This window comes from Arthrobacter sp. TJ-217, from assembly GCF_058269255.1.
On sequence record NZ_JBZCNJ010000003.1, the window covers coordinates 53,453 to 73,235 of the forward strand.

The window sequence follows — 19,783 nt, forward strand, 5'->3', positions numbered from 1 at the left end:
CGGAACCTGGGCCGCGGTGGATGTGCCGGCCTCACGGCCGGCTGGTCCTCAAGCCATTCTAGATCGGAGAAGGGTTCCCCCGGCCCGCTGCCACTGAAGTGCCGCCCTCCGCGGGAGCTGAAGTCAGACCCGGTGCATCCGGCTCCCCTCCCAGGCCGGGTGCCTTCGCGGGCTCTCCATCCGCAGGGGCCGGCTCCGCCGGAGAGCGGTCAGCGTCGGCAGGGGCCGGCGCGGCTGCCGGGTGTGCGGGCGGCGGCCCGACAGGCAGCAGCGCCCTTCCCGCGGTCTCGGCGGCGATGCCTGCGGCCCATGCGCGCCGGAGGGCAACGAATCGAAACCAGTGCTCCCGCAGAACGGCCGGGTTCGCCCTCATTGCGCGCACTTCGGTCTGTCCCACTGCCACTCCGAGAAGCAGGGGCTCCTCTCCGTAGCGCCAGGGCTCCCACTGCCCCGTGTGCGGATCAATAAGGCTTTCCTGGGCCTTCATGCCCGCCACAAGCTGCATGACCACCTTGTCGTCGAGGCCCTTGACGAAGCCATCGCGGTCGGTGTTCTTCGTCTTGTAGTCGATCAGGCAGATCCTGCCGCCGATCGTTGCAACGAGGTCGAGGGTTCCGGCATACCCCAGCTCGGTGTTCCAGACGGTCAGCTCCGGCGCCAGCGGTTGCACATCGTAGAGCTCCCACCACTCGTCGAAGCGCTGCGCAAATCCTTCCTCGCCGTTCTCCACCAGCGCAAGCCGCGCCGCGTCGAGCGTGTGCTCCCGTCCGAGGGCGCGCAGTGAGACCTGTTCGCAGTAGTTGTGCACCCGGGTGCCGCGCAGCGCGGCATCGTCACGGTACCGCTCTGCTGCCTGGGATGCGTCACGGACGGCTACCCGCAGTTCGGCGGGCTTGCCGAGGGAACCGGGAAGCCGGGGATCACTGGCCAGCGCATTGGCTGCCATGTGCCCGAACCACCCGCCCAGGGAGGTGGGCGCCTGAGCGATGACCGTCGTGATCGACGGCACTGTCGGTTCCTCCGACGTCGACCTCGCATACATGCGTCCGTGAGCGGTGGAATGTGCAAGCAGCGGTTCAGTCATGGCTTAAGTCTGTCACCCTCCGCCGACACTCCCGTGCCGCGCGGTGCAGCGGACGGCTGGGCCGATTGGACGAACCTCAAATAGTCCTATAGAGTTTTTTCTCGTTGGAAAACGAAAAAACACAACGAACTCAACGGTTTTGGTGTTGGAAAGTTTCCCTCTGCGGACGTAGCTCAGCTGGCTAGAGCACCACCTTGCCAAGGTGGATGTCGCGGGTTCGAATCCCGTCGTCCGCTCGCAAGTCACTGCATGGCCGGATTCATTCGGCTGTCTGTTTGTTGGGTAGCGGTGGGGTGGCCGAGTGGCTAGGCAGCGGCCTGCAAAGCCGTGCACGCGGGTTCGAATCCCGTCCCCACCTCCAGTAGGTGAGTTGCAAACCATGAAAATGGGCGATTGGCGCAGCGGTAGCGCGCTTCCCTGACACGGAAGAGGTCACTGGTTCGATCCCAGTATCGCCCACTAAAGAAACAGCACGTTCGAAGGCACTTTCCCCTCGGGGAAGGTGCCTTTCGTGTTTCCCGGCCCGATCGTCCCAAGGGCGGCGGGCCAGCGCGCCGGTTACCGGAACCGCGCCTTCCAGAAAATGTTTCTTCTCGGGCAATTATCCCTCCCGCCCACAGGTTGATAGCTGTGTCATACCCACCAGTCCTAATTAGGAGTAACGTAATGGGCTCACTGCTCGATCAGGTCGTAGCGGCCAACGGCGGTCTCGATCGCTGGAAGAGCCTCACCACCTTCACCGCCCGGATCACCTACGGCGGACCGTTCTGGGAGTTCAAGGGCCAGCCGGACGTTGTCGGCACCGATCTGGTGGAGGCGAGCCTGCAGGAGGAGCGCACCCGCCACGTTCAGGAGGGCACCGGCCAGGTCGTCGAATACGACAGGAAGGCTGACCGCGTCACTGTTACCGCCGCCGACGGCACGCTCATCGAGGAGCTGAACAACCCGCGGGCCAGCTTTGAGGGCTACACCCCCGACACGCAGTGGTCCCTCGCGCAAATTGCCTACTTCCGCAGCTACGCCACCTGGCACTACCTCGTCGAGCCATATATCTTCACCTGGCCCGGCGTCGAGACGCAGGAAGTGGATCCCTGGGACGAGAACGGCGAGACCTGGCGCGTACTCAGCGTCACTTTCCCTTCCTCAATCGATACCCACAGCACCACGCAGCTGTACTACTTCAATGCCGCCGGGCACCTGCGCCGGATGGACTACCAGCCGGCGGTCAACGGCGACACTCCCGTTGCCCACTACATCCGGGACGAGGCCGAGGTCGACGGACTTGTCATCCCGGCGAAACGCCACATCCACATCCGCAACGACGACCGGACCCCCGATCTCTCCTGGATTCCGATCGAGCTCGACCTGAGCGACATCAAGATCGTGTGATGCCCCTCCGGAGGGGAGACCGAACCTCCCCTCCGGCTGACCACCCCGCCGGGCAGCTCCACCTGCAGCACCCACTGCGGCCGTGCGCGCGCTTGGATCCGCTTGCACCACGGCGTGCAGCCCAGGATTTGGCCCCCCCCTTCACTGCGCGATATCGTTGAGCGAAGGCACTGGTCAGAGTCGGTTTCACGGAGCGTGGAAGAGTTTCCGCCCCTGAATCCGACCGGAACAAGTGCAATCCATACCGGGCCCCTCCTCGGGGGCGCCCTGCTGCGGACGTAGCTCAGCTGGCTAGAGCACCACCTTGCCAAGGTGGATGTCGCGGGTTCGAATCCCGTCGTCCGCTCCATCGCTTCCCGATCTCAGCCGGGAAAGCCCCTCCCTCCCCGCGAAACTGCAGCACACCACGCCAAACCCCGCCCAAACCGTGGCGACCTGCGAACTCGGCCTGGGAGGACTCCTTCCAGCGGCCACCCCTCCAGAGTCGGGGAGATCTGCCCTAAACTTGTGGACCAAGGGAACACAACGGTTCCCGGGTATGAAAGGAGGTGTCTGTGTCTGTATTTGACGGGCTCAAAGGCAAAGCCGGTGGATTGAAGGACAAGGCAGCCGGGCTGATCGGTTCGAACTCGGGCAAGGTCAAGGCCGGTATCGGCAAGGCCGGCGGGTTCATCGACGGCCGGACCGGACACAAGTACTCCCGGCGCATCGCCGGCGTCCAGTCCAAAGCCTCAGCCATGGTCGACAAGATCGAGCGCGACCGCGCTCGGGGCAACGGCACGGCCGGCCCTCAGCCACCTTCGGCCTAGATGCTTTAAGCACGACAAAGAAGCGCCGGTCCCGCCGAGAGGCGGAGCCGGCGCTTTTGTTATGACGCAGTGGCAGAGCAGGCTCTAGGACTCGCCCTGCCTGGCGAGGGCCGTGAGCCGGGACACCGCGCGGTAGTACTTCTTCATGTAGCCGCCGTTCATCATCTCTTCGGTGAACAGCTTGTCGAAGGTCTGCCCGCTCGCAAGGATCGGCACGTCCCTGTCATAGAGGCGGTCGGCGAGGACGACGAAGCGCAGGGCTACGGCCTGCTCGGTGATGGTGTGCACGTTGTGCCATGCCACGGCCTGGACGCCGTCGAGCATGGCCCGGTACCGGCTCGGGTGCACTCCTGCCAGGTGGTTGATGAGGTCGCCGAAGTCGTCCTCGGCGATCACGCCGCCGTTGCTCGAGAAATCCTTGATGCGGTGGCGCAGCCCCGACTCGGTGAGCGGCTCGGGTGCCTGGGGCAGCCCGCGGTGGCGGTAGTCCTCGCCGTCGATGCGCAGGACGTCGAACTGGTCGGCGAGCACCTGGATCTCCCGCTGGAAGTCGACGGCGGCGAACCTGCCCTCGCCCAGCGAACCCGGCAGGGTGTTCGACGTCGCGGCCAGTTTCACGCCGGCGTCGGCGAGTTCGCGCATCAGGCGCGACATGAGCACCGTGTCACCGGGATCGTCGAGTTCGAACTCGTCAATGCACACTAGCCGGTAGCCGCTGAGCGAATCGACGGTCTTGCGGAAGGACAGCGCGCCAACCAGATTCGTGTACTCAACGAAGGTGCCGAATGCCTTGGGGCCGTGGGAAGCATGCCACAGCGACGCCAGGAGGTGGGTCTTGCCGACGCCGAAGCCGCCGTCGAGGTAGATCCCGGCCCTGGACTCGGCCTTCTTCGCTCCGAAGAACTTGCGGAACCCGCTCGGCTCCGGCTCGTTGACACCGACGGCGAAACGCCGCAGGCCCTTCACCGCTGCGGACTGCGACGGCTGCTGGGGGTCCGGGCGGTAGCTGTCGAAGGACACCTCTCCGAAGCGGGCCGACGGGTAGAAACCCTTAAGCAGATCCTCAACCGATAGTTTCGGCGCGCGGTCGGTCAGGTGTTCTATCGATGCCACGAAGTCGATCCGCTTCCTCTTGCCGCAAATGGTTGATTGAGCCGCGCTGCGGGCGTACCCACGCTAGGCAAGGATACGTCACGGCGCCACCGTGCCGGGTGATGCCGGATGGCCCTTCCCGGAAGTATTAACGGCCCGGCGTGGTTAGGCTAAGAGGAAACAACAACTCTGCAGAAAGCCTCTCAATGACCCTCGCACCAGACCCGGCCGAGAAATTCGCCGCGTACGCACACCCCGAACGGCTCGTGTCCACCGCGTGGCTGGAGCAGCACCTCGGGGCGGACGGACTCGTGGTCGTTGAGTCCGACGAGGACGTCCTGCTCTACGAGACCGGACACATCCCCGGCGCGGTGAAGATCGACTGGCATACCGAACTCAACGACGAGGTGGCACGCGACCTCATCGACGCCGGAGGCTTCGCCCGGGTTATGTCAGCCAAGGGCATCTCACGCGATTCGACAGTCGTCATCTACGGGGACAAGAGCAACTGGTGGGCCGCCTATGCGCTCTGGGTCTTCGAGCTGTTCGGCCACCCCGACGTACGCCTGCTCGACGGCGGCAGGGACAAGTGGATCGCCGAAGGACGCGCACTCACCACGGAACCCGCAGCCGTCGCACCAACGGATTACCCGGTGATCGAACGCAACGACCGGCCCATCCGCGCCTACCTTTCCGACGTGCTTGAGCACTTCGGCAACCCCATCATCGACGTGCGCTCCCCCGATGAATACACCGGTGCGCGCACCCACATGCCGGCCTACCCCGAAGAAGGCGCAATGCGCGGGGGGCACATTCCCACTGCTGCTTCGATTCCCTGGGCGCGCGCCGCCGCTGACGACGGCACCTTCCGCCCGCGCGAGGAGCTCGAGGCGATCTACAGGGGAGAGGCAGGGCTGTCGGACGGCGACGACGTCGTCGCCTACTGCCGCATCGGTGAGCGTTCGAGCCACACCTGGTTCGTCCTGTCCCACCTGCTTGGTTTTGACAAGGTACGCAACTACGACGGTTCATGGACCGAGTGGGGCAACGCCGTGCGGGTTCCGATCGTCCGGGGCACCGAACGCGGCTCCGTCCCGGCCGGCCTGCGCGGCGCGGGATCCGGCGGCACCGCCGCTGTACGAGAGGAGATGGCCAAGTGACGAAGGTGCTGCCTGCGCAGCTGGCGGAGATCGTCGACGACTTCCAGGCACTGACTGAGCCTGACCGGCTTCAGCTGCTTCTCGATTTCTCCCGCGGGCTGCCCGAGCTTCCCGAACGGCTCAAGGAACACCCGGAACTGCTTGAGCAGGTCGTCGAGTGCCAGAGCCCGCTTTTCCTCACCCTTGAGGTCGAGGACACAGCCGAGAGGAACGTTCACCTGTTTTTCTCGGCGCCTCCTGCGGCTCCGACCACCCGTGGCTTCGCTGGAATCCTCCTCGAGGGCCTCGACGGGCTTCCCGCGGAGGAAGTGCTCGCCATCCCCGACGACATGCCCGACCGGCTTGGCCTGACCCGCGCCGTCTCGCCCCTGCGCATGCGCGGGATGGCGGCAATGCTCGGCCGGATCAAGCGCAAAGTCAGGGAGTCGGCGGCGTAACCCCGGCCGCCCTGCGGCCACCGGGCCGCTCGCGGTGGAGGACGGGGCTGAGCCATCCCGACACCGTTGCCTCCCACTTGTCCGGGTCGACGTTCCATTCCTTCGTGTGCCGTGCCCTGTGGAAGCGCGCAAACGTGACGAACGTCGGGTTGCGTTCCGCCAGCTCCGCCGAAGGGCCCACCGGAACATACTCGTCATCCTCGCTGTGGATGATGAGCGTGGGAATGGTGAGCTGGTCCGCCCGGGACACCCAGTCCATGCTCTTGAGGTCGAGCGGAGCCGCAAGGCCGGTGACGCGCTTGGCGGCGTCGTTGCCCAGCAGCCACTGGCCCATGCGGCCCACGGGTGCGGGAATGCGGTTCAGCTGTGCCTGGTGTGCCAGCACCTCGACCCAGTCCACCACCGGCGCATCAAGGACGAGGGCGAGGATCCGCCGGCGGTGCCGGGAGAGGTCGGCCGTCTGCAGCGCGATGGCGCCGCCCATCGACCAGCCGAACAGCACCACGGACGAGGCACCGGAGGAAACCGCGAAGTCGATTGCCGCGTCGACGTCGCGCCATTCGGTCATGCCCAGTCCATAGCGTCCGTCGGGGGCATACGGGGCCTCGCCGTCGTTGCGGTAGGAGATGACGAGGCTGGTGAGCCCCAGGGACCGGGCGGTGCGCACCGCGCGGAGGGCTTCGGTTCGCTGCGCTCCCCTGCCGTGCACCATGATCGCCCAGGTCTGGGCGGGTGACTCGGCGCGGATCAGCCACGCCGGGGCGAACCCGCCGTCAACGGGCAGGCGCTGCTCCTCGTCGGCGAAACCGAGGTCCGACGGCTTCTCGAAGACGCTGCCGCTCCACCAGCCGCGCCTGGCAGAGCGCAGATCACCGGCATAGACCTCTTCGACCTCGCGCTGCACTGTTCCTTCGCGCGGGTTGTACGACCGGATTGCGCCGATGCGCGCGTGCCCGGCCCCCCGGTCGAAGTACAGGCTGTAGGTGCCCTCCACTGTGGTGTCCTCGTTGGCCGGAAGGATCACCTGCGCTTCGCGTTCCGAACCCACAACGGCCAGGATCTCAAGGTTCTCTTCCCGGGAGCGTGCAGGAGTGACAACCCGGCGGGCGAAGTACGCGGCGAGCGCGGACGCCGCCGTCGCCACGGACGAGGCGAGGACCGCGCCTACACCTACGCCCAGGGCCGTCCACTTCGCCCAGGGGGCGGTGGCGGCAGGTGGCGGCGCTGGCCGAAAAAACGGTGCTTGCTGGAAGGGCATAGGAACATTCTGTCCTGTCCCGGGGCGTTGATGCCCACTTCCGGCCGTCTCAGCGCGCCCCCGGGCCCCTTTCCGGGCCAGCCGCCAGCCTCCTCCTGCGCCGCACCGGCGGTTAGTCTTGCCCTATGACGCAAACGATCATGGTGCTGACCGAGGAACCCCTGAATGCCGCCGACGTGAAGAACCTGCAGGCGCTGGAGGGGGACGAGGAGACCGAATTCGTGGTCCTGGTGCCCGTCGACCGCGAGAAGAGCGTGGTCGGCGAGTTCCTCCACCATCTCAGCCTGCTCGAGCTTGCGCAGGCGTTCCGGGACCTGAACCGGGGCGAAGACTCCGGTTCCGAGCCCGAGACCTCTGCTGCCTCCGCCCTTGACTCGTCACTGGCCGCCTGCGCCGCCGGCGGTCTCCGGGCGCGCGGCTACGCCGTCGAGCACAACGCGGTCGAGGCCCTGGTCAAGGCCGCCGCCGCGGAGGACGCCGGTCAGGCCGTTGTCGTCACCCGCCCGCACGCCGTGGCTGATACCTTCCACACCGACTGGGCGAACAAGGCACAGGACAAGCTGGGCATCCCCGTGCTGCATCTGTACTCGGGTTCGGGATTTATCGGCGGGTCATAAACGTTGCAAAAAGTATGACCACTTCAAAAAACGAAAACCAGCCCGCGGCCCAGCCCGAGGTCCGGAAGACCGATGAGGAATGGCGCAGGGAGCTGACCCCCGAGGAGTACCGCGTGCTGCGGCAGGCGGGCACCGAAATGCCCTTCACCGGCGAGTACCACGATTCGCACACCGCCGGCACCTACCAGTGCAGGGCATGCGGCCAGGACCTCTTCACAAGCAACGAGAAGTTCGACTCGCACTGCGGCTGGCCCTCCTTCTGGGCTCCGCTGGCCGAGGACAAGGTGAGGTACCTCCACGACCGCAGCATGGGGATGGACCGGGTCGAAGTCCGTTGCGGGCGCTGCGACTCCCACCTCGGGCACCTTTTCGAAGGTGAGGGCTTCCAGACCCCGATTGACCAGCGGTTCTGCATCAACTCCATCTCAATGAAGCTTGTCCCCCGGGACTAAGCAGCAACGGCAGGGACTCCGCGGCTTACCGCGCGCCGCCTGCCCTCCGCACGGCTGCCAGCCCCTCCCGCATTCAGCGGGAGGGGCTGGCGCGTTTAACCCCGGCAGCCGCAGGAGTGCTTGTTCTCCGGGAAGCGCGTTCGCACTCCAAGCATAAGATGTTCTTATGTGCGAGCTGACGATGGATTAGGAAAGCTATTTTGTTGCTAGGCTTCGAGCCAGAACACCACTCCCCGACCGGCCCGCCCGGAACGGCGACCAGGAAGCAGGCACCATGTCCCAGACCGTATCTCCGCTCAGCCCCGCCACTGAGGCCCGGTTCGGCTCGAATCCGGCCGCCCTCGCACAGCACCCGTCATGGATCAGCCTGAAGGAAGCCGCCGGCGCACTGCAGCCGCTCCAGGTGAAGGACGGCTCGATTCCTGAGCCAACGGACCACGCCAAGGCTTCCGAACTGACGCACATCATCATCGATGCGGTCGAGGACCTCGCACCCCACTTCCCGCACGACGAGGCCTACCTTACGGCCGTCGTTGCCGACCTCCGCGCCTGGGAGTCTGCCGGCTTCGGCGTTCCCGACTTCCTCGATTCCCTTCTCGCCTTCCAGCCCCAGCGCGACCGGGTCGACGGGCTGGCCCACCTCGTCCTGTTCCCCATGTACACCCAGAACGGCAGCACGAGCCGCCTCGTCGAAGCCGTCCTCATCGAAGTCATCTGGCCCGAGTTCATCGCCGACCTCGAAGCGGGCGAGTACTCGAACGCCCTGTTCGTGCCCATCCGGTTCCTCGACTTCACCGCGGGCTACGACACCAACTCCGCCGTGCTGTTCCCGGAGACCGTCGCCGTCCGCGAGACCCCGACCTTCACCTGGGGCGCCATCTTCGCCGACCGCGAAGCCGCGCGGTTCCGCAGGGTCGTTGAGGCCGCGGCCGAGATCACGCGCCTCGAACTGCCGGACGACGCACTGGAGCTCCTGCAGGACCAGCACCTCGCCGAAGAGACCTTCGTCATGTGGGACCTCATTCACGACCGCACCCACATGCGCGGCGACCTGCCGTTCGACCCCTTCATGATCAAGCAGCGGATGCCCTTCTTCCTCTACTCCCTCGAGGAACTGCGCTGCGACCTGACCGCCTTCCGCGAATCCGTGCGCATCAGTAAGGACGAAGAGGCCTCCCCGGAGACCCGCAAGCACGCACGCCTCGTGCAGTACGCGGTCATCTTCGACCGGATCTTCCGCTTCGCCATCACCGGCTCCCGCGTGCGCAACTACGACGGCCTGGGAGGCCAGCTCCTGTTCGCCTGGATGCACCAGCACCGCGTCCTGCACTGGACCGACACCAAGCTCACCATCGACTGGGAGGAAGTCGCCGACGTCGTCGTCGCCCTGGGCGAGGAGATCGAACAGCTGTACTGGCGCTCCATCGACCGCCCGAAGACCGCCCACTGGCTCGCCGCCTACGAGCTCGTCTCCCGGACCGTCACCCCGCACCCCGCTTCGGTGTGGGCCAAGGGCCCCGATGCCCTCCCCCTCAGCGGACCGCCGCGCGGGCTCACCGATGCCGTCCTCGACGACGAGTTTCCACTGTCGATGTTCTTCGAGGCCCTTGACCGCAAGATGAAGCCCGTCATCGAATCGACGGCAGGAATCACCGGGGCCACGGCATGACCAGCACCCCGGAGCCGGCGGGCGGAAACCTGCTCGCCGGCCTCACTGTCGTCGTCGCCGGTGCCACGAGCCCCTCGGGCGTCGCCGTGGCACGGGAACTCACCGGCCGCGGCTCGCGGGTCATCGCCGTCGGCTCCAACGCCGACCGGCTGCAGCGGGCCCTCGGCCACCTCGACGGCGTCGACAAACGCGTCTGCGACCTCACCGACGCCGCGGCCGTCACCGGGCTCGCGGCGGCAATCGAGGCCGACACCGGAGGCGTGGACGGACTGGTCCACCTCGTCGGAGGCTGGCGCGGCGCCAAGGGCATCACCACCCAGTCCGACGAGGATTACTCCTTCCTCCACGACTCGGTGTTCCGCACCCTGTTCAACACCAGCCGGGCCTTCTACGACCAGCTGGCGCGCTCTCCGCGGGGCAGGCTCGCCGCCGTGTCGGCGACCGCCGTCGACTCACCCACGGCGGGTGGCGCGTCGTACGCCGCAGTAAAGGCCTCGGTGGAGGCCTGGCTGCGGGCCGTGGCCGACGGCTTCACCCGCGACGGATCGCAGGCGGCTGCGACGCCGCTCGTCGTCAAGGCCCTCCTTGACGATGCAATGCGCGAGGCCAACCCGGAACGGCGCTTCCCCGGCTTCACGCACGTCGACGACCTCGCCCGGGCCGCGGCGGCCCTGTTCGCCGTGCCGGCGGCCGAGGTCAACGGCCTGCGGACGACACCGGCCGACCTGCTGGCCAAGACCGACGGCTAAGCACCGCTAGGGGATAATGGGACAGTGACTGAGACTCTTTCGACCTTCCGCCCGCTGCACGACATCACCGAGCGCGGCTTCGCCTCCGACAACTACTCCGGGGTCCACCCCGAGGTGCTCGCCGCGATCGCGGCCGCCAACGGCGGCCACCAGGTGGCCTACGGCGACGACGTCTACACCGCCCGGCTCAAGGAACTGCTTGAGGAGCACTTCGGCCCCGGCATTGAGGCCTTTCCCGTGTTCAACGGCACCGGCGCCAACGTGCTGTCCCTCCAGTCGCTCCTGCCCCGCTGGGGCGCCGTCATCTGCGCCGCCACGGCCCACATCAACGTCGACGAAAACGGCGCGCCCGAGCGCGTGGGCGGCATCAAGCTCCTTCCGGTTGCCACGCCGGACGGCAAGCTCACCCCCGAGCTGATCGACCGCGAGGCGTGGGGATGGGGCGATGCACACCGGGCTCAGCCGCTTGCCGTGTCCATCACGCAGACCACCGAGCTGGGAACCCTCTACACGGTCGAGGAAATCCTGGCCATCGCCGACCACTGCCACGCCCGCGGCATGCACCTTCACATGGACGGCGCGCGGCTCGCCAATGCCGCATCGGCCCTCGGCCTCCCCCTGCGCGCCTTCACCCGCGACGCGGGAGTGGACATCCTCTCCTTCGGCGGCACCAAGAACGGGCTGATGTTCGGAGAATGCGTCGTCGTCCTCAACCCCGCGGCGTCGACGGGACTTGAGTACCTGCGGAAGATGAACATGCAGCTCGCCTCCAAGATGCGCTTCGTTTCCGCACAGCTGATCGCCCTTCTCGAAAACGGCCTATGGCTGCGCTCGGCCTCGCACGCCAACGCCATGGCCGCCCGGCTCACGGAAGCGGTGCGCGGCATCGACGGCGTCCAGCTCACGCAGGAGACGAAGGCCAACGCCGTCTTCGCCATCCTGGACCCGGCGGCCGCCGACCGCATCCGCGAGCAGTTCCGCTTCTACGACTGGGACCAGGCAACGGGCGAGGTGCGCTGGATGTGCTCCTTCGACACAACCGAAGAGGATGTCGACGCGTTCGCCGCAGCGATCAAGCGCGAGGTCAGCGCCTAAACAGGGGCCCCGCGGCACCACACGGCGGGCCGGCACTCCGGCCCGCCGTGTGGTCCCGGTCACGAAAAGATAACCGCGGCGCGTCACCGTACCCGCCCGGCAGCCCATGGCATAGCCTGCGGTGGTGAGCGCAGACGCCAGCCCCCCGGAGGTACCCCGCGAGTTTCACGCTGCACTGACCAGCCTGCGGCAGGCAAGGTGCCGCAGCGAACTGCGCCTCGACGAGATTCCCGCACCCTCGCGCCTTGCCCCCTACGCCGTCGCTCTCGGCGCCGAGGTCTTCCAGCCCGCCCAGCCGGGGCCGCACCCGGTCCACGGGCCGGCGCGGTCCGCGTTCCCCGCCGAGGAACCCGAGGAGCTTGCAGCCGGGCGCTTCATCCTCCTGTTCGACCCGAACGGCTCCCCGGTGTGGGACGGAAAGTTCCGGGTGGTGACCTACATCCGCGCCCAGCTCGAACCCGAACTCGGCAACGACGGGCTGCTGGGCTCGGTGGCGTGGACCTGGCTGGTCGAGGCGCTGGAAAACCACGGCGCCGCCCACCACAGCGCCGGCGGCACGGCCACGAGGATCCTCTCCGAAAGCTTCGGAACCCTTGCCGAGCGTTCGGACACCATCGACATAGAACTGAGGGCATCGTGGACCCCCGACAACGCCGATGTCCGCAGGCATCTTGAGGCGTGGTCGGACATGGTGTGCACCTTCGCCGGACTCCCGCCCCTGCCCGACGGAGTGCTCTCGCTGCCGCACCGGCGCAGCTAGCTCCAACCGCCCGGCGATAGACTGAAGGCACCATGAGCTCCAAGACTTCCGAACAGGCGGCCAGCAACCCCGCCAGCAATCCCGCCACCACCACTGCTGGTGCAGCCGCCGAGATCGAAGCCCTCCCCCTCCTGACGGAGCCGCGGGACGGGGTTCCCCTCGTCATCGACACCCAGGCCGGCCTGGAACGGGCGGCCGCCGCTCTTGCCGCCGGCACCGGTCCCGCCGGTGTCGACGCCGAACGGGCCTCCGGTTTCCGATACGGCCAGCGCGCGTTCCTGGTCCAGATCCGGAGGGAGGGGGCGGGAACCTGGCTCATCGACCCCGAACCTTTCCCCGACCTCAGGATCATCGACGAGGCGCTCGACGGCGTCGAATGGATCCTCCACGCGGCAAGCCAGGACCTCCCGTGCCTGTCCGAACTGGGCATGTGGCCGGACCGCCTCTTCGACACCGAACTGGCGGCACGGCTCGCCGGCCTGCCCCGCGTGGGGCTCGCCGCAGTGATCGAATCCCAGCTCGGGTTCGGCCTGGCCAAGGAGCACTCGGCGGCCGACTGGTCAACGCGGCCGCTGCCCGAGCCGTGGCTCCGGTACGCCGCCCTTGACGTTGAGGTGCTCACCGAGCTGCGCGGCAAGCTCGCCGCCCTGCTTGACGCCGACGGCAAGCTCGCCATCGCCGAAGAGGAGTTCGAACACATCCGCTCCACCCCTCCGGCCGAACCCCGCACCGACCCGTGGCGCCGCACCTCGGGGCTTCACCAGATCCGTGACCGCCGCCAGCTCGCCGCTGTGCGGGCGATCTGGAATGAGCGTGAGGACCTCGCCCAGCGCCGCGACGTCGCGCCCGGCCGGCTGATCCCCGACTCCGCGATCGTCGCCGCAGCCAAGGCGATGCCTTCAACCGTTCCCCAGCTCCTTGCCACAAAGGGCTTCCACGGCCGGGCCGCGCAGAAGGAGGCAACCCGGTGGCTGCGCTGCATCAACGAGGCCCGGCGCGCCACCGACCTTCCGCCGCTGCACGTCTCAACCAACGCCCCGCCCCCGCCCCGGGTCTGGGCCGAGAAGGATCCGGAGGCTGCCGCACGCCTGCTGACCGCCCGCCCGCGGGTCGCCCTGCAGGCCGAGAAGCTCGGGATGCCGGTCGAGAACCTGCTCACGCCCGATTTCCTGCGCAGGATAGCCTGGCGCCCTCCGGCGGAAATCACGCTCGAAAGCATCGGCGCCGCACTCGCGGAGCTCGGAGCCCGGCGGTGGCAGATCGAGAACGTCGCCGCGATCATCACCGTTGCCTTCCTGGATCCGGAACCGCTGCCCGAAAAGGGCCAGGCGGCCCGACAGCCGGCATCATCTTCCGCCAGTGGAGGCGATGAGGAGCAGGACCCGCAGTAGGCACAGCGGAAGAGGTTGTGGGAGGCCTGGCCGGGCCCCCGGGTAAGCCTTTTCCATGGCGCCCGGGGGCAGCGGTTCACCGCCGGGCGTTCCGGAGTGACGGTGTGGCGCGGCGCACTTGCCACCCAAAGTTACCGGTGAGTAACATGAGGGCGGACCAACATCTCAAAGAGGAGCATCAGGTGAGCCGACCAGCAGCAACCACCCCTGCGCGCGGTGCAGCCCGCAGCGTGCGCGACGTCGTCTTCGTCGACGGAGTGCGAACCCCCTTCGGCAAGGCCGGAGACAAGGGCATCTACGCGGGAATGCGCGCCGACGACCTCGTCGTCAAGTGCATCAGGGACCTGCTGCGGCGCAATCCCTCCCTGCCGCCCGAGCGCATCGACGACGTCGCCATTGCCGCCACAACGCAGACCGGCGACCAGGGCCTCACCATCGGGCGCACCGCCGCACTGCTGGCCGGCCTGCCCCGCACAGTGCCCGGGTTCGCCATCGACCGCATGTGCGCCGGTGCGATGACCGCCGTCACGACCACGGCCTCGGGGATCGCCTTCGGCGCCTACGACGTCGTCATCGCCGGCGGCGTCGAACACATGGGCAACCACCCCATGGGCGCCGGAGCCGACCCCAACCCGCGGTTCGTCTCCGAACGGCTCGTCGACCCGGCGGCCCTGAACATGGGCAACACCGCCGAGAACCTCCACGACCGGTTCCCCGCCATCACCAAGGAACGCACCGACGCGTACGCCGTCCGGAGCCAGACGAAGCTCGCCGAGGCCTACGCCGCGGGGCGCATCCAGCCCGACCTCGTCCCCGTGGCGGGACGGAAGCCCGGCGCCGGCTGGGCGCTTCACAGCGTCGACGAGCCTCCCCGCCCCGGCACCACCGCCGAAGACCTCGCCCAGCTGCGCACCCCCTTCCGTCCGCACGGACGGGTGACCGCCGGCAACGCCGCGGGCCTCAATGACGGCGCGACAGCGGCGCTGCTCGCCTCCGCCGACACCGCAGCCGAACTGGGACTTACCCCCCGGATGCGCCTCGTCGCCTACGCCTTCGCCGGCGTCGAGCCCGAGGTCATGGGTATCGGACCGGTTCCCGCCACCGAGAAGGCCCTGCGCCAGGCCGGGCTGGAGATCGACGACATCGGGCTGTTCGAAATCAACGAGGCGTTCGCCGTGCAGGTCCTTTCCTTCCTCGACCACTTCGGCATCACCGATGACGACCCCCGCGTCAACCGGTACGGCGGCGCCATCGCCGTCGGCCATCCCCTCGCCTCCTCAGGGGTGCGCCTGATGACCCAGCTCGCGCGGCAGTTCGAGGAAGACCCGTCGGTGCGTTACGGCATGACCACGATGTGCATCGGACTGGGCATGGGCGCAACGGTCATCTGGGAAAATCCCCGCCACTCCGACTACGGACAGGAAGCAGCATGAGCTTTGAGCGCTTTGAGGAACTGGCATCACTGGTTCCCGCCGAGATCGTCACCCACTCCTACGTTCAGGACGTTGCCCTGCCTGGCGGCGCGGGAACGCTGGCGCTGATCACCCTCGACAACGACCTCGATTCCAACAAGCCCACCACGCTGGGCCCAAACACCCTCATCGAGCTGGGCCGCACCCTCGAAGGACTCAAGGAGCGCAGCGGGCGCGGGGAGATCGCCGCCGTCGGAATCACCGGCAAGCCGTACTTCCTCGTCGCCGGGGCCGACCTCTCCACCGTGAAGTCGCTCAAGGCGGAGAAGCACGGGCGCAGCATGGCCGAACTCGGCCACGAGGTGTACAACCTCCTCGGGACGCTGGGCGTGCCGAGCTTCGCCTTCATCAACGGCGTCGCCCTCGGCGGCGGGCTCGAGGTTGCCCTCGCGGCGGACTACCGCACGGTCTCAACCGGCGCGAACGGGCTTGGCCTTCCCGAGGCCTTCATCGGCCTCGTGCCCGGCTGGGGCGGCGTGTACCGGCTTCCCCGGCTCATCGGGCCGGCCTCGGCCGTCCGGGTCATGATCGAAAACCCGCTCAGCAACAACCGGATGCTCGACGGCAGGGCGGCCTATGGCATCGGCATCGCCGACGCCCTTTTCGAGCCTGCCGACTTCCTCGAGCAGTCCCTCGCCTGGGCGGCCCGCGTCGTCGCCGGTGACTCGGCGACAACGCAGGCCCTGAACGTGCGCCGGGCGGAATTTTCCGCCTACACCGAGGCCGACTGGGACGCCGCCGCAGCAGCAGGACGGGCCTTCGTCCAGTCACGCACCGGCAACGCCGCTCCGGCGCCGTCGCGCGTCCTCGACCTGTTCGAGGCAGGGAAGACCCTGAACCGGGAGCAGTCGGCCGAGGCCGAGTGCGTGGCCCTTGCCGAACTCATGCAGACCCCGGAGTTCCACGCCACCGTTTACGCGTTCCTTGAGCTGCTGCAAAAGCGCGCCAAGCGTCCGGCCGGTGCGCCCGATGCCAAGCTCGCCCGCCCTGTGACGAAAGTCGGCGTCGTTGGCGCCGGGCTCATGGCAAGCCAGCTGGCCCTGCTGTTCGCCCGCCAGCTGAAGGTGCCCGTGGTCCTGACCGACATCGACGCGCAGCGTGTGGAGAAGGGCGTGGCCTACGTGCACGCCGAGGTGGACAAGCTCCTCGCCAAGAAGCGGCTCTCCCCCGACGCCGCGAACCGCACCAAGGCCCTCGTCTCCGGCTCGGTCTCGAAGGACGTCTTCGCCGACGCCGATTTCGTCATCGAGGCGGTCTTCGAGGAACTGGCCGTCAAGAAGCAGGTCTTCGCCGAGGTTGAGGCGGTCGTCAGCTCCGAGTGCATCCTCGCCACCAACACCTCATCCCTCTCGGTCACTGACATGGCCGCCGACCTCGCCCACCCCGAACGCGTTGTCGGTTTCCACTTCTTCAACCCGGTCGCCGCGATGCCGCTGCTGGAGATCGTCAGGGCGCCCAAGACCGACGACGCCGTCCTCGCCACGGCGTTCGCCCTGGCCAAGCAGCTGAAGAAGAACGCCGTCCTGGTGCAGGACGCCCCGGCGTTCGTCGTCAACCGGATCCTGGGGCGCATGTTCGGCGAGATCACCAAGGTCTTCGACGAGGGCACCGACGCCGAAACCGCCGACGATGCGCTGCGCCCGATGGGCCTGCCGATGACACCGTTCCGCCTGCTCGCCCTCGTGGGTCTGCCGGTAGGCCAGCACGTCCAGGAATCGCTTCACGCAGCGTTCGGTGACCGGTTCCATGTGTCGCCGAACCAGCAGAAACTGATCGACGCTGGAATCAAGGGCCTGTGGGTGAAGGATGAGTCCGGGCAGGAGATCGTCCCCGAATCGACCCTGGCCCTGCTCGAGCGCGGTTCCTCGCCGTCCACAAGCGAGGAGATTCTGCGGCGCACGCAGGACGCCCTTGCTGACGAGATCGGCCGGATGCTGGCCGAGGGCGTCGTCGCCGCACCGGAGGACATCGACCTGTGCGTGATCATGGGCGCCGGCTGGCCGCTGCACCTCGGCGGGATCACCCCGTACCTGGACCGCACCGGAGCCTCGGAGCGGGTCAACGGGCGCACCTTCCGCTGACGCTGACGGCGCGGGGTCCGCCGCGCGCCGTCGTCGCGCGTCCCTGCGCCGCGTGCCGTTGTGCCGTGGTCGTCCGCGCCTCTGCTCCCCTGCCGAGTTGGCACATCCCCACGCAAAGACCACGTCAAACGGTGGTGAGCTGCAGCGTCGGCAGGCGGGACTGTTGAGGAAGGCGGGGACGACGGCGACGGGCCCCGCCCGGTCGCCTGCCGCGGAACCTCCCCCATAATCCCCGCCGCGGAGCGGCGCCTTAGATCAGCTGGGTCTTCGGGATCCGCGGGAAAATACCTTCGAGCTCCTTGAGATCTTCGGACGACGGCACCCAGGCCACAGCAGCCGCGTTCTGCGCGACCTGTTCCGGGGTGGTGGCCCCCGCGATGACACTGGCGACGGCGGGCTGGGCGGCGAGCCACGAGAACGCGACCTGCAGCTCGCCCAGGCCCCGTGCGGCGGCGAAGTTGCTGAACTCGGCGAGCTGGTCCCAATCCACCTTCTGCAGCATCGCCGTTCGGGAGTGGGTCAGCCGGCTGCCGGCCGGAGCGTTCCCGGCCGCATACTTGCCGGTCAGGAGGCCGTTCGCGAGCGGGTAGTAGGGCAGCAGTCCCAGCCCGTACTGCTCGACGGCGGGAACCACCTCGTTCTCTGCCCGCCGGTCGAGCAGGTTGTAGTGGTTCTGGGCGGAGATGAACCCCTGGTAGCCACCGATCCTGGCCGTGTAGTGGGCATCGGCGATCTGCCACCCGGAGAGGTTGGAGTGCCCGATGTAGCGGACCTTCCCGTCCCGGATCAGCTGATCCAGCGCGGAGAGGGTCTCCTCGATGGGAGTCCCGGGGTCGGGGGTGTGCAGCTGGTACAGGTCGATCCAGTCGGTGCCAAGCCTGCGCAGCGACGACTCGACCGCGCGCACGATGTAGCGACGCGAACCCCGGGCACCCCAGTCCGGGCCGTTGGCGCCTTTGACGTCGACGCCGAACTTGGTGGCGACGACCACCTCGCCGCGGCGATCCCCCAGCGCCCTGCCGAGCATCTCCTCGCTGGTCCCGGGCGTCCTGCCGTATGCGTCGGCGACGTCGAAGAAGTTGATTCCAGCGTCGATGGCCGCTGCGACGACGGCGTCGGTTCCCGCCTGGGACTCCGTTGCCGTTCCGGGTCGGCCGAGGTTGTTGCACCCAAGCCCCACGGTCGAGACGCTGAGCCCTGAGCTGCCTAATCTGCGGTAACTAGTCATAGGCCCAACGCTACCGCCGGCGCGGCCCGGAACCTCCAACGCCCGACCCGAAGTGCGGGACCGGAAGTGCGGGACCGGCCGTGCCGGCAACGAGAATCAGCCGAACCAGATGCCGATCTCCCGTGCGGCCGACTCGGCCGAGTCGGAACCGTGGACGAGGTTCTGCTGCACCTTGAGTCCCCAGTCGCGGCCGAAGTCGCCGCGGATGGTGCCCGGTGCAGCCGTTGTGGGCTCGGTTGCCCCGGCGAGGGAGCGGAAACCCTCGATGACGCGCTGGCCCTCGAAGACGGCCGCGACGATGGGACCGCTGAGCATGAATTCAACGAGCGGCTCGTAGAAGGGCTTGCCCACGTGCTCGGCGTAGTGCTCTTCAAGAAGCTCCCGTGTGGCGGACATCAGCTTGAGGTCCACCAGGGTGTATCCCTTGGCCTCGATCCGGCCGAGGACCGTGCCGGTCAGGTTCCTTGCGACGCCGTCGGGCTTGATCAGTACCAGGGTGCGTTCAATGCTCACGCGGTCCTCCATCAGGTTTGTTGGGGAAGAATTCGAATTGCTCCGCCCCCGACTCTACTAAAGACAGGCAGCGTACTGCCTATTCGCCGGCAGCCTCGGGGTGGGACTTCTCCCATTCGGCCTGCGCCCGGTCCCGTTCGGCGTTTTCCTGGTCGAGCCGGATACCCGTGCGGATGCCGTAGAGCCAGGTCACAGCGAACGCCACGCCGACGAGGAACATCGCCGGCTCGAGGAAGCCGGTAGCGATGAGCAGCAGCTGCAGGACCCAACCCACGGCGATTCCCCACCGCCGGGTCAGGAAGGCGCACGTGGCCACGAGCAGCAGGCTGAGGAGGACTCCCCCGCCAAGGATGAGCGGCGCGGGAAGCTCGTCCCTGCGCAGGCCGAACACCGCAAGCGTGCCGAACAGGACGACGAACGCCTCAAGGACCAGGACCGTCGAGGCGAAGAGGACCTTCACCGAACGGCGTTTCTTGGGCATGCCGGGCCGCCACTCGCGCTGCGCCTTCGTCAAACGGGCCATGGCT

Annotated in this window: 18 protein-coding genes, 4 tRNA genes and 1 pseudogene; 17 read left to right on the top strand and 6 right to left on the bottom strand. The window is 67.7% G+C overall.

The window, feature by feature from the left end; genetic code table 11:
* Positions 1 to 223: 223 nt before the first annotated feature.
* Positions 224 to 1,084: pseudogene (locus AC4D2R_RS06040) on the bottom strand (cytochrome); the annotation flags it as partial.
* A 162-nt stretch (positions 1,085 to 1,246) separates the two neighbouring features.
* On the opposite strand from AC4D2R_RS06040, the gene AC4D2R_RS06045 reads away from it, so the two are divergent.
* The 6 genes from AC4D2R_RS06045 (at position 1,247) to AC4D2R_RS06070 (ending at position 3,282) form a co-directional block, all read left to right on the top strand.
* A tRNA-Gly gene (locus AC4D2R_RS06045) sits at positions 1,247 to 1,320 on the top strand.
* 51 nt (positions 1,321 to 1,371) lie between these two features.
* Positions 1,372 to 1,445, top strand: a tRNA-Cys gene (locus AC4D2R_RS06050).
* A gap of 26 nt (positions 1,446 to 1,471) precedes the next feature.
* A tRNA-Val gene (locus AC4D2R_RS06055) sits at positions 1,472 to 1,543 on the top strand.
* A 207-nt stretch (positions 1,544 to 1,750) separates the two neighbouring features.
* Complete coding sequence (locus tag AC4D2R_RS06060) at positions 1,751 to 2,473, top strand: hypothetical protein (RefSeq protein ID WP_490938500.1); 723 nt, start codon at positions 1,751 to 1,753, stop codon at positions 2,471 to 2,473.
* Between the two features lie 272 nt (positions 2,474 to 2,745).
* Positions 2,746 to 2,822: transfer RNA gene (locus AC4D2R_RS06065), tRNA-Gly, on the top strand.
* A gap of 205 nt (positions 2,823 to 3,027) precedes the next feature.
* On the top strand, positions 3,028 to 3,282 hold the full coding sequence (locus AC4D2R_RS06070) for an antitoxin (RefSeq protein WP_490938502.1): 255 nt from the start codon (positions 3,028 to 3,030) through the stop codon (positions 3,280 to 3,282).
* 84 nt (positions 3,283 to 3,366) lie between these two features.
* Here AC4D2R_RS06070 and zapE read toward each other — a convergent pair whose 3' ends face one another.
* Positions 3,367 to 4,395 carry a cell division protein ZapE gene (zapE, locus tag AC4D2R_RS06075; RefSeq protein WP_490938504.1) on the bottom strand — a complete coding sequence of 343 codons (1,029 nt, stop codon included), beginning with the start codon at positions 4,393 to 4,395 and terminating at the stop codon, positions 3,367 to 3,369.
* A gap of 185 nt (positions 4,396 to 4,580) precedes the next feature.
* Here zapE and AC4D2R_RS06080 point away from each other — a divergent pair, with 185 nt between their 5' ends.
* Together AC4D2R_RS06080 and AC4D2R_RS06085 are read left to right on the top strand one after the other, a co-directional pair.
* Positions 4,581 to 5,534: a sulfurtransferase gene (locus AC4D2R_RS06080; protein WP_490938506.1), complete on the top strand. Its 954-nt coding sequence runs from the start codon at positions 4,581 to 4,583 to the stop codon at positions 5,532 to 5,534.
* Positions 5,531 to 5,971, top strand: a complete 441-nt coding sequence (locus AC4D2R_RS06085) for a SufE family protein (RefSeq protein ID WP_490900059.1) — start codon at positions 5,531 to 5,533, stop codon at positions 5,969 to 5,971. The genes AC4D2R_RS06080 and AC4D2R_RS06085 overlap by 4 nt, the downstream gene beginning before the upstream one ends.
* Here AC4D2R_RS06085 and AC4D2R_RS06090 read toward each other — a convergent pair.
* Complete coding sequence (locus AC4D2R_RS06090) at positions 5,952 to 7,229, bottom strand: alpha/beta hydrolase family protein (RefSeq protein WP_490938508.1); 1,278 nt, start codon at positions 7,227 to 7,229, stop codon at positions 5,952 to 5,954. The genes AC4D2R_RS06085 and AC4D2R_RS06090 overlap by 20 nt on opposite strands.
* A 125-nt stretch (positions 7,230 to 7,354) precedes the next feature.
* On the opposite strand from AC4D2R_RS06090, the gene AC4D2R_RS06095 reads away from it, so the two are divergent.
* The 9 genes from AC4D2R_RS06095 to AC4D2R_RS06135 all read left to right on the top strand — a co-directional run bounded on the left by AC4D2R_RS06095 (position 7,355) and on the right by AC4D2R_RS06135 (position 17,515).
* Positions 7,355 to 7,846 (top strand): hypothetical protein, encoded by a 492-nt coding sequence (locus AC4D2R_RS06095; protein WP_490938510.1) that lies wholly within the window; start codon positions 7,355 to 7,357, stop codon positions 7,844 to 7,846.
* Positions 7,847 to 7,860: 14 nt separating this feature from the next.
* The gene (gene msrB / locus AC4D2R_RS06100) at positions 7,861 to 8,298 is read left to right on the top strand and encodes a peptide-methionine (R)-S-oxide reductase MsrB (RefSeq protein ID WP_490900056.1); all 438 of its coding nucleotides are present in this window, start codon (positions 7,861 to 7,863) and stop codon (positions 8,296 to 8,298) included.
* A gap of 274 nt (positions 8,299 to 8,572) precedes the next feature.
* The gene (locus AC4D2R_RS06105) at positions 8,573 to 9,967 is read left to right on the top strand and encodes a DUF6421 family protein (protein WP_490938512.1); all 1,395 of its coding nucleotides are present in this window, start codon (positions 8,573 to 8,575) and stop codon (positions 9,965 to 9,967) included.
* Positions 9,964 to 10,716 (top strand): SDR family NAD(P)-dependent oxidoreductase, encoded by a 753-nt coding sequence (locus tag AC4D2R_RS06110; protein ID WP_490938514.1) that lies wholly within the window; start codon positions 9,964 to 9,966, stop codon positions 10,714 to 10,716. Before AC4D2R_RS06105 ends, AC4D2R_RS06110 begins: the two co-directional genes overlap by 4 nt.
* 24 nt (positions 10,717 to 10,740) lie before the next feature.
* Positions 10,741 to 11,811 carry a threonine aldolase family protein gene (locus AC4D2R_RS06115; protein WP_490938516.1) on the top strand — a complete coding sequence of 357 codons (1,071 nt, stop codon included), beginning with the start codon at positions 10,741 to 10,743 and terminating at the stop codon, positions 11,809 to 11,811.
* Positions 11,812 to 11,935: 124 nt separating this feature from the next.
* Positions 11,936 to 12,571: a DUF3000 domain-containing protein gene (locus tag AC4D2R_RS06120; RefSeq protein ID WP_490938518.1), complete on the top strand. Its 636-nt coding sequence runs from the start codon at positions 11,936 to 11,938 to the stop codon at positions 12,569 to 12,571.
* Positions 12,572 to 12,603: 32 nt separating this feature from the next.
* Complete coding sequence (locus tag AC4D2R_RS06125) at positions 12,604 to 13,962, top strand: HRDC domain-containing protein (protein ID WP_490938520.1); 1,359 nt, start codon at positions 12,604 to 12,606, stop codon at positions 13,960 to 13,962.
* Positions 13,963 to 14,108: 146 nt separating this feature from the next.
* Positions 14,109 to 15,395 carry a thiolase family protein gene (locus tag AC4D2R_RS06130; protein ID WP_490939056.1) on the top strand — a complete coding sequence of 429 codons (1,287 nt, stop codon included), beginning with the start codon at positions 14,109 to 14,111 and terminating at the stop codon, positions 15,393 to 15,395.
* A complete protein-coding gene (locus AC4D2R_RS06135) occupies positions 15,392 to 17,515 on the top strand; it encodes a 3-hydroxyacyl-CoA dehydrogenase NAD-binding domain-containing protein (protein ID WP_490938522.1) in 2,124 nt (707 codons plus the stop codon). The genes AC4D2R_RS06130 and AC4D2R_RS06135 overlap by 4 nt, the downstream gene beginning before the upstream one ends.
* Before the next feature lie 250 nt (positions 17,516 to 17,765).
* On the opposite strand, the gene AC4D2R_RS06140 is transcribed toward AC4D2R_RS06135, so the two are convergent.
* The 3 genes from AC4D2R_RS06140 to AC4D2R_RS06150 all read right to left on the bottom strand — a co-directional run bounded on the left by AC4D2R_RS06140 (position 17,766) and on the right by AC4D2R_RS06150 (position 19,779).
* Entirely contained in the window at positions 17,766 to 18,743 is a 978-nt protein-coding gene (locus tag AC4D2R_RS06140) for an aldo/keto reductase (RefSeq protein WP_490938524.1), read from the bottom strand.
* 96 nt (positions 18,744 to 18,839) lie between these two features.
* Positions 18,840 to 19,256: a nucleoside-diphosphate kinase gene (gene ndk, locus AC4D2R_RS06145; protein WP_490900048.1), complete on the bottom strand. Its 417-nt coding sequence runs from the start codon at positions 19,254 to 19,256 to the stop codon at positions 18,840 to 18,842.
* A 79-nt stretch (positions 19,257 to 19,335) separates the two neighbouring features.
* The gene (locus AC4D2R_RS06150; RefSeq protein WP_490900047.1) at positions 19,336 to 19,779 is read right to left on the bottom strand and encodes a DUF4233 domain-containing protein; all 444 of its coding nucleotides are present in this window, start codon (positions 19,777 to 19,779) and stop codon (positions 19,336 to 19,338) included.
* Positions 19,780 to 19,783: the final 4 nt, after the last annotated feature.

Coding starts and splice junctions, on each gene's coding strand:
- AC4D2R_RS06060 (WP_490938500.1), top strand. CDS start 1,751: ATGGGCTCACTGCTCGATCAGGTCGTAGCGGCCAACGGCGGTCTCGAT.
- AC4D2R_RS06080 (WP_490938506.1), top strand. CDS start 4,581: ATGACCCTCGCACCAGACCCGGCCGAGAAATTCGCCGCGTACGCACAC.
- AC4D2R_RS06090 (WP_490938508.1), bottom strand. CDS start 7,229: ATGCCCTTCCAGCAAGCACCGTTTTTTCGGCCAGCGCCGCCACCTGCC.
- AC4D2R_RS06095 (WP_490938510.1), top strand. CDS start 7,355: ATGACGCAAACGATCATGGTGCTGACCGAGGAACCCCTGAATGCCGCC.
- msrB (WP_490900056.1), top strand. CDS start 7,861: ATGACCACTTCAAAAAACGAAAACCAGCCCGCGGCCCAGCCCGAGGTC.
- AC4D2R_RS06105 (WP_490938512.1), top strand. CDS start 8,573: ATGTCCCAGACCGTATCTCCGCTCAGCCCCGCCACTGAGGCCCGGTTC.
- AC4D2R_RS06110 (WP_490938514.1), top strand. CDS start 9,964: ATGACCAGCACCCCGGAGCCGGCGGGCGGAAACCTGCTCGCCGGCCTC.
- AC4D2R_RS06125 (WP_490938520.1), top strand. CDS start 12,604: ATGAGCTCCAAGACTTCCGAACAGGCGGCCAGCAACCCCGCCAGCAAT.
- AC4D2R_RS06130 (WP_490939056.1), top strand. CDS start 14,109: ATGAGGGCGGACCAACATCTCAAAGAGGAGCATCAGGTGAGCCGACCA.
- AC4D2R_RS06135 (WP_490938522.1), top strand. CDS start 15,392: ATGAGCTTTGAGCGCTTTGAGGAACTGGCATCACTGGTTCCCGCCGAG.
- AC4D2R_RS06140 (WP_490938524.1), bottom strand. CDS start 18,743: ATGACTAGTTACCGCAGATTAGGCAGCTCAGGGCTCAGCGTCTCGACC.
- AC4D2R_RS06150 (WP_490900047.1), bottom strand. CDS start 19,779: ATGGCCCGTTTGACGAAGGCGCAGCGCGAGTGGCGGCCCGGCATGCCC.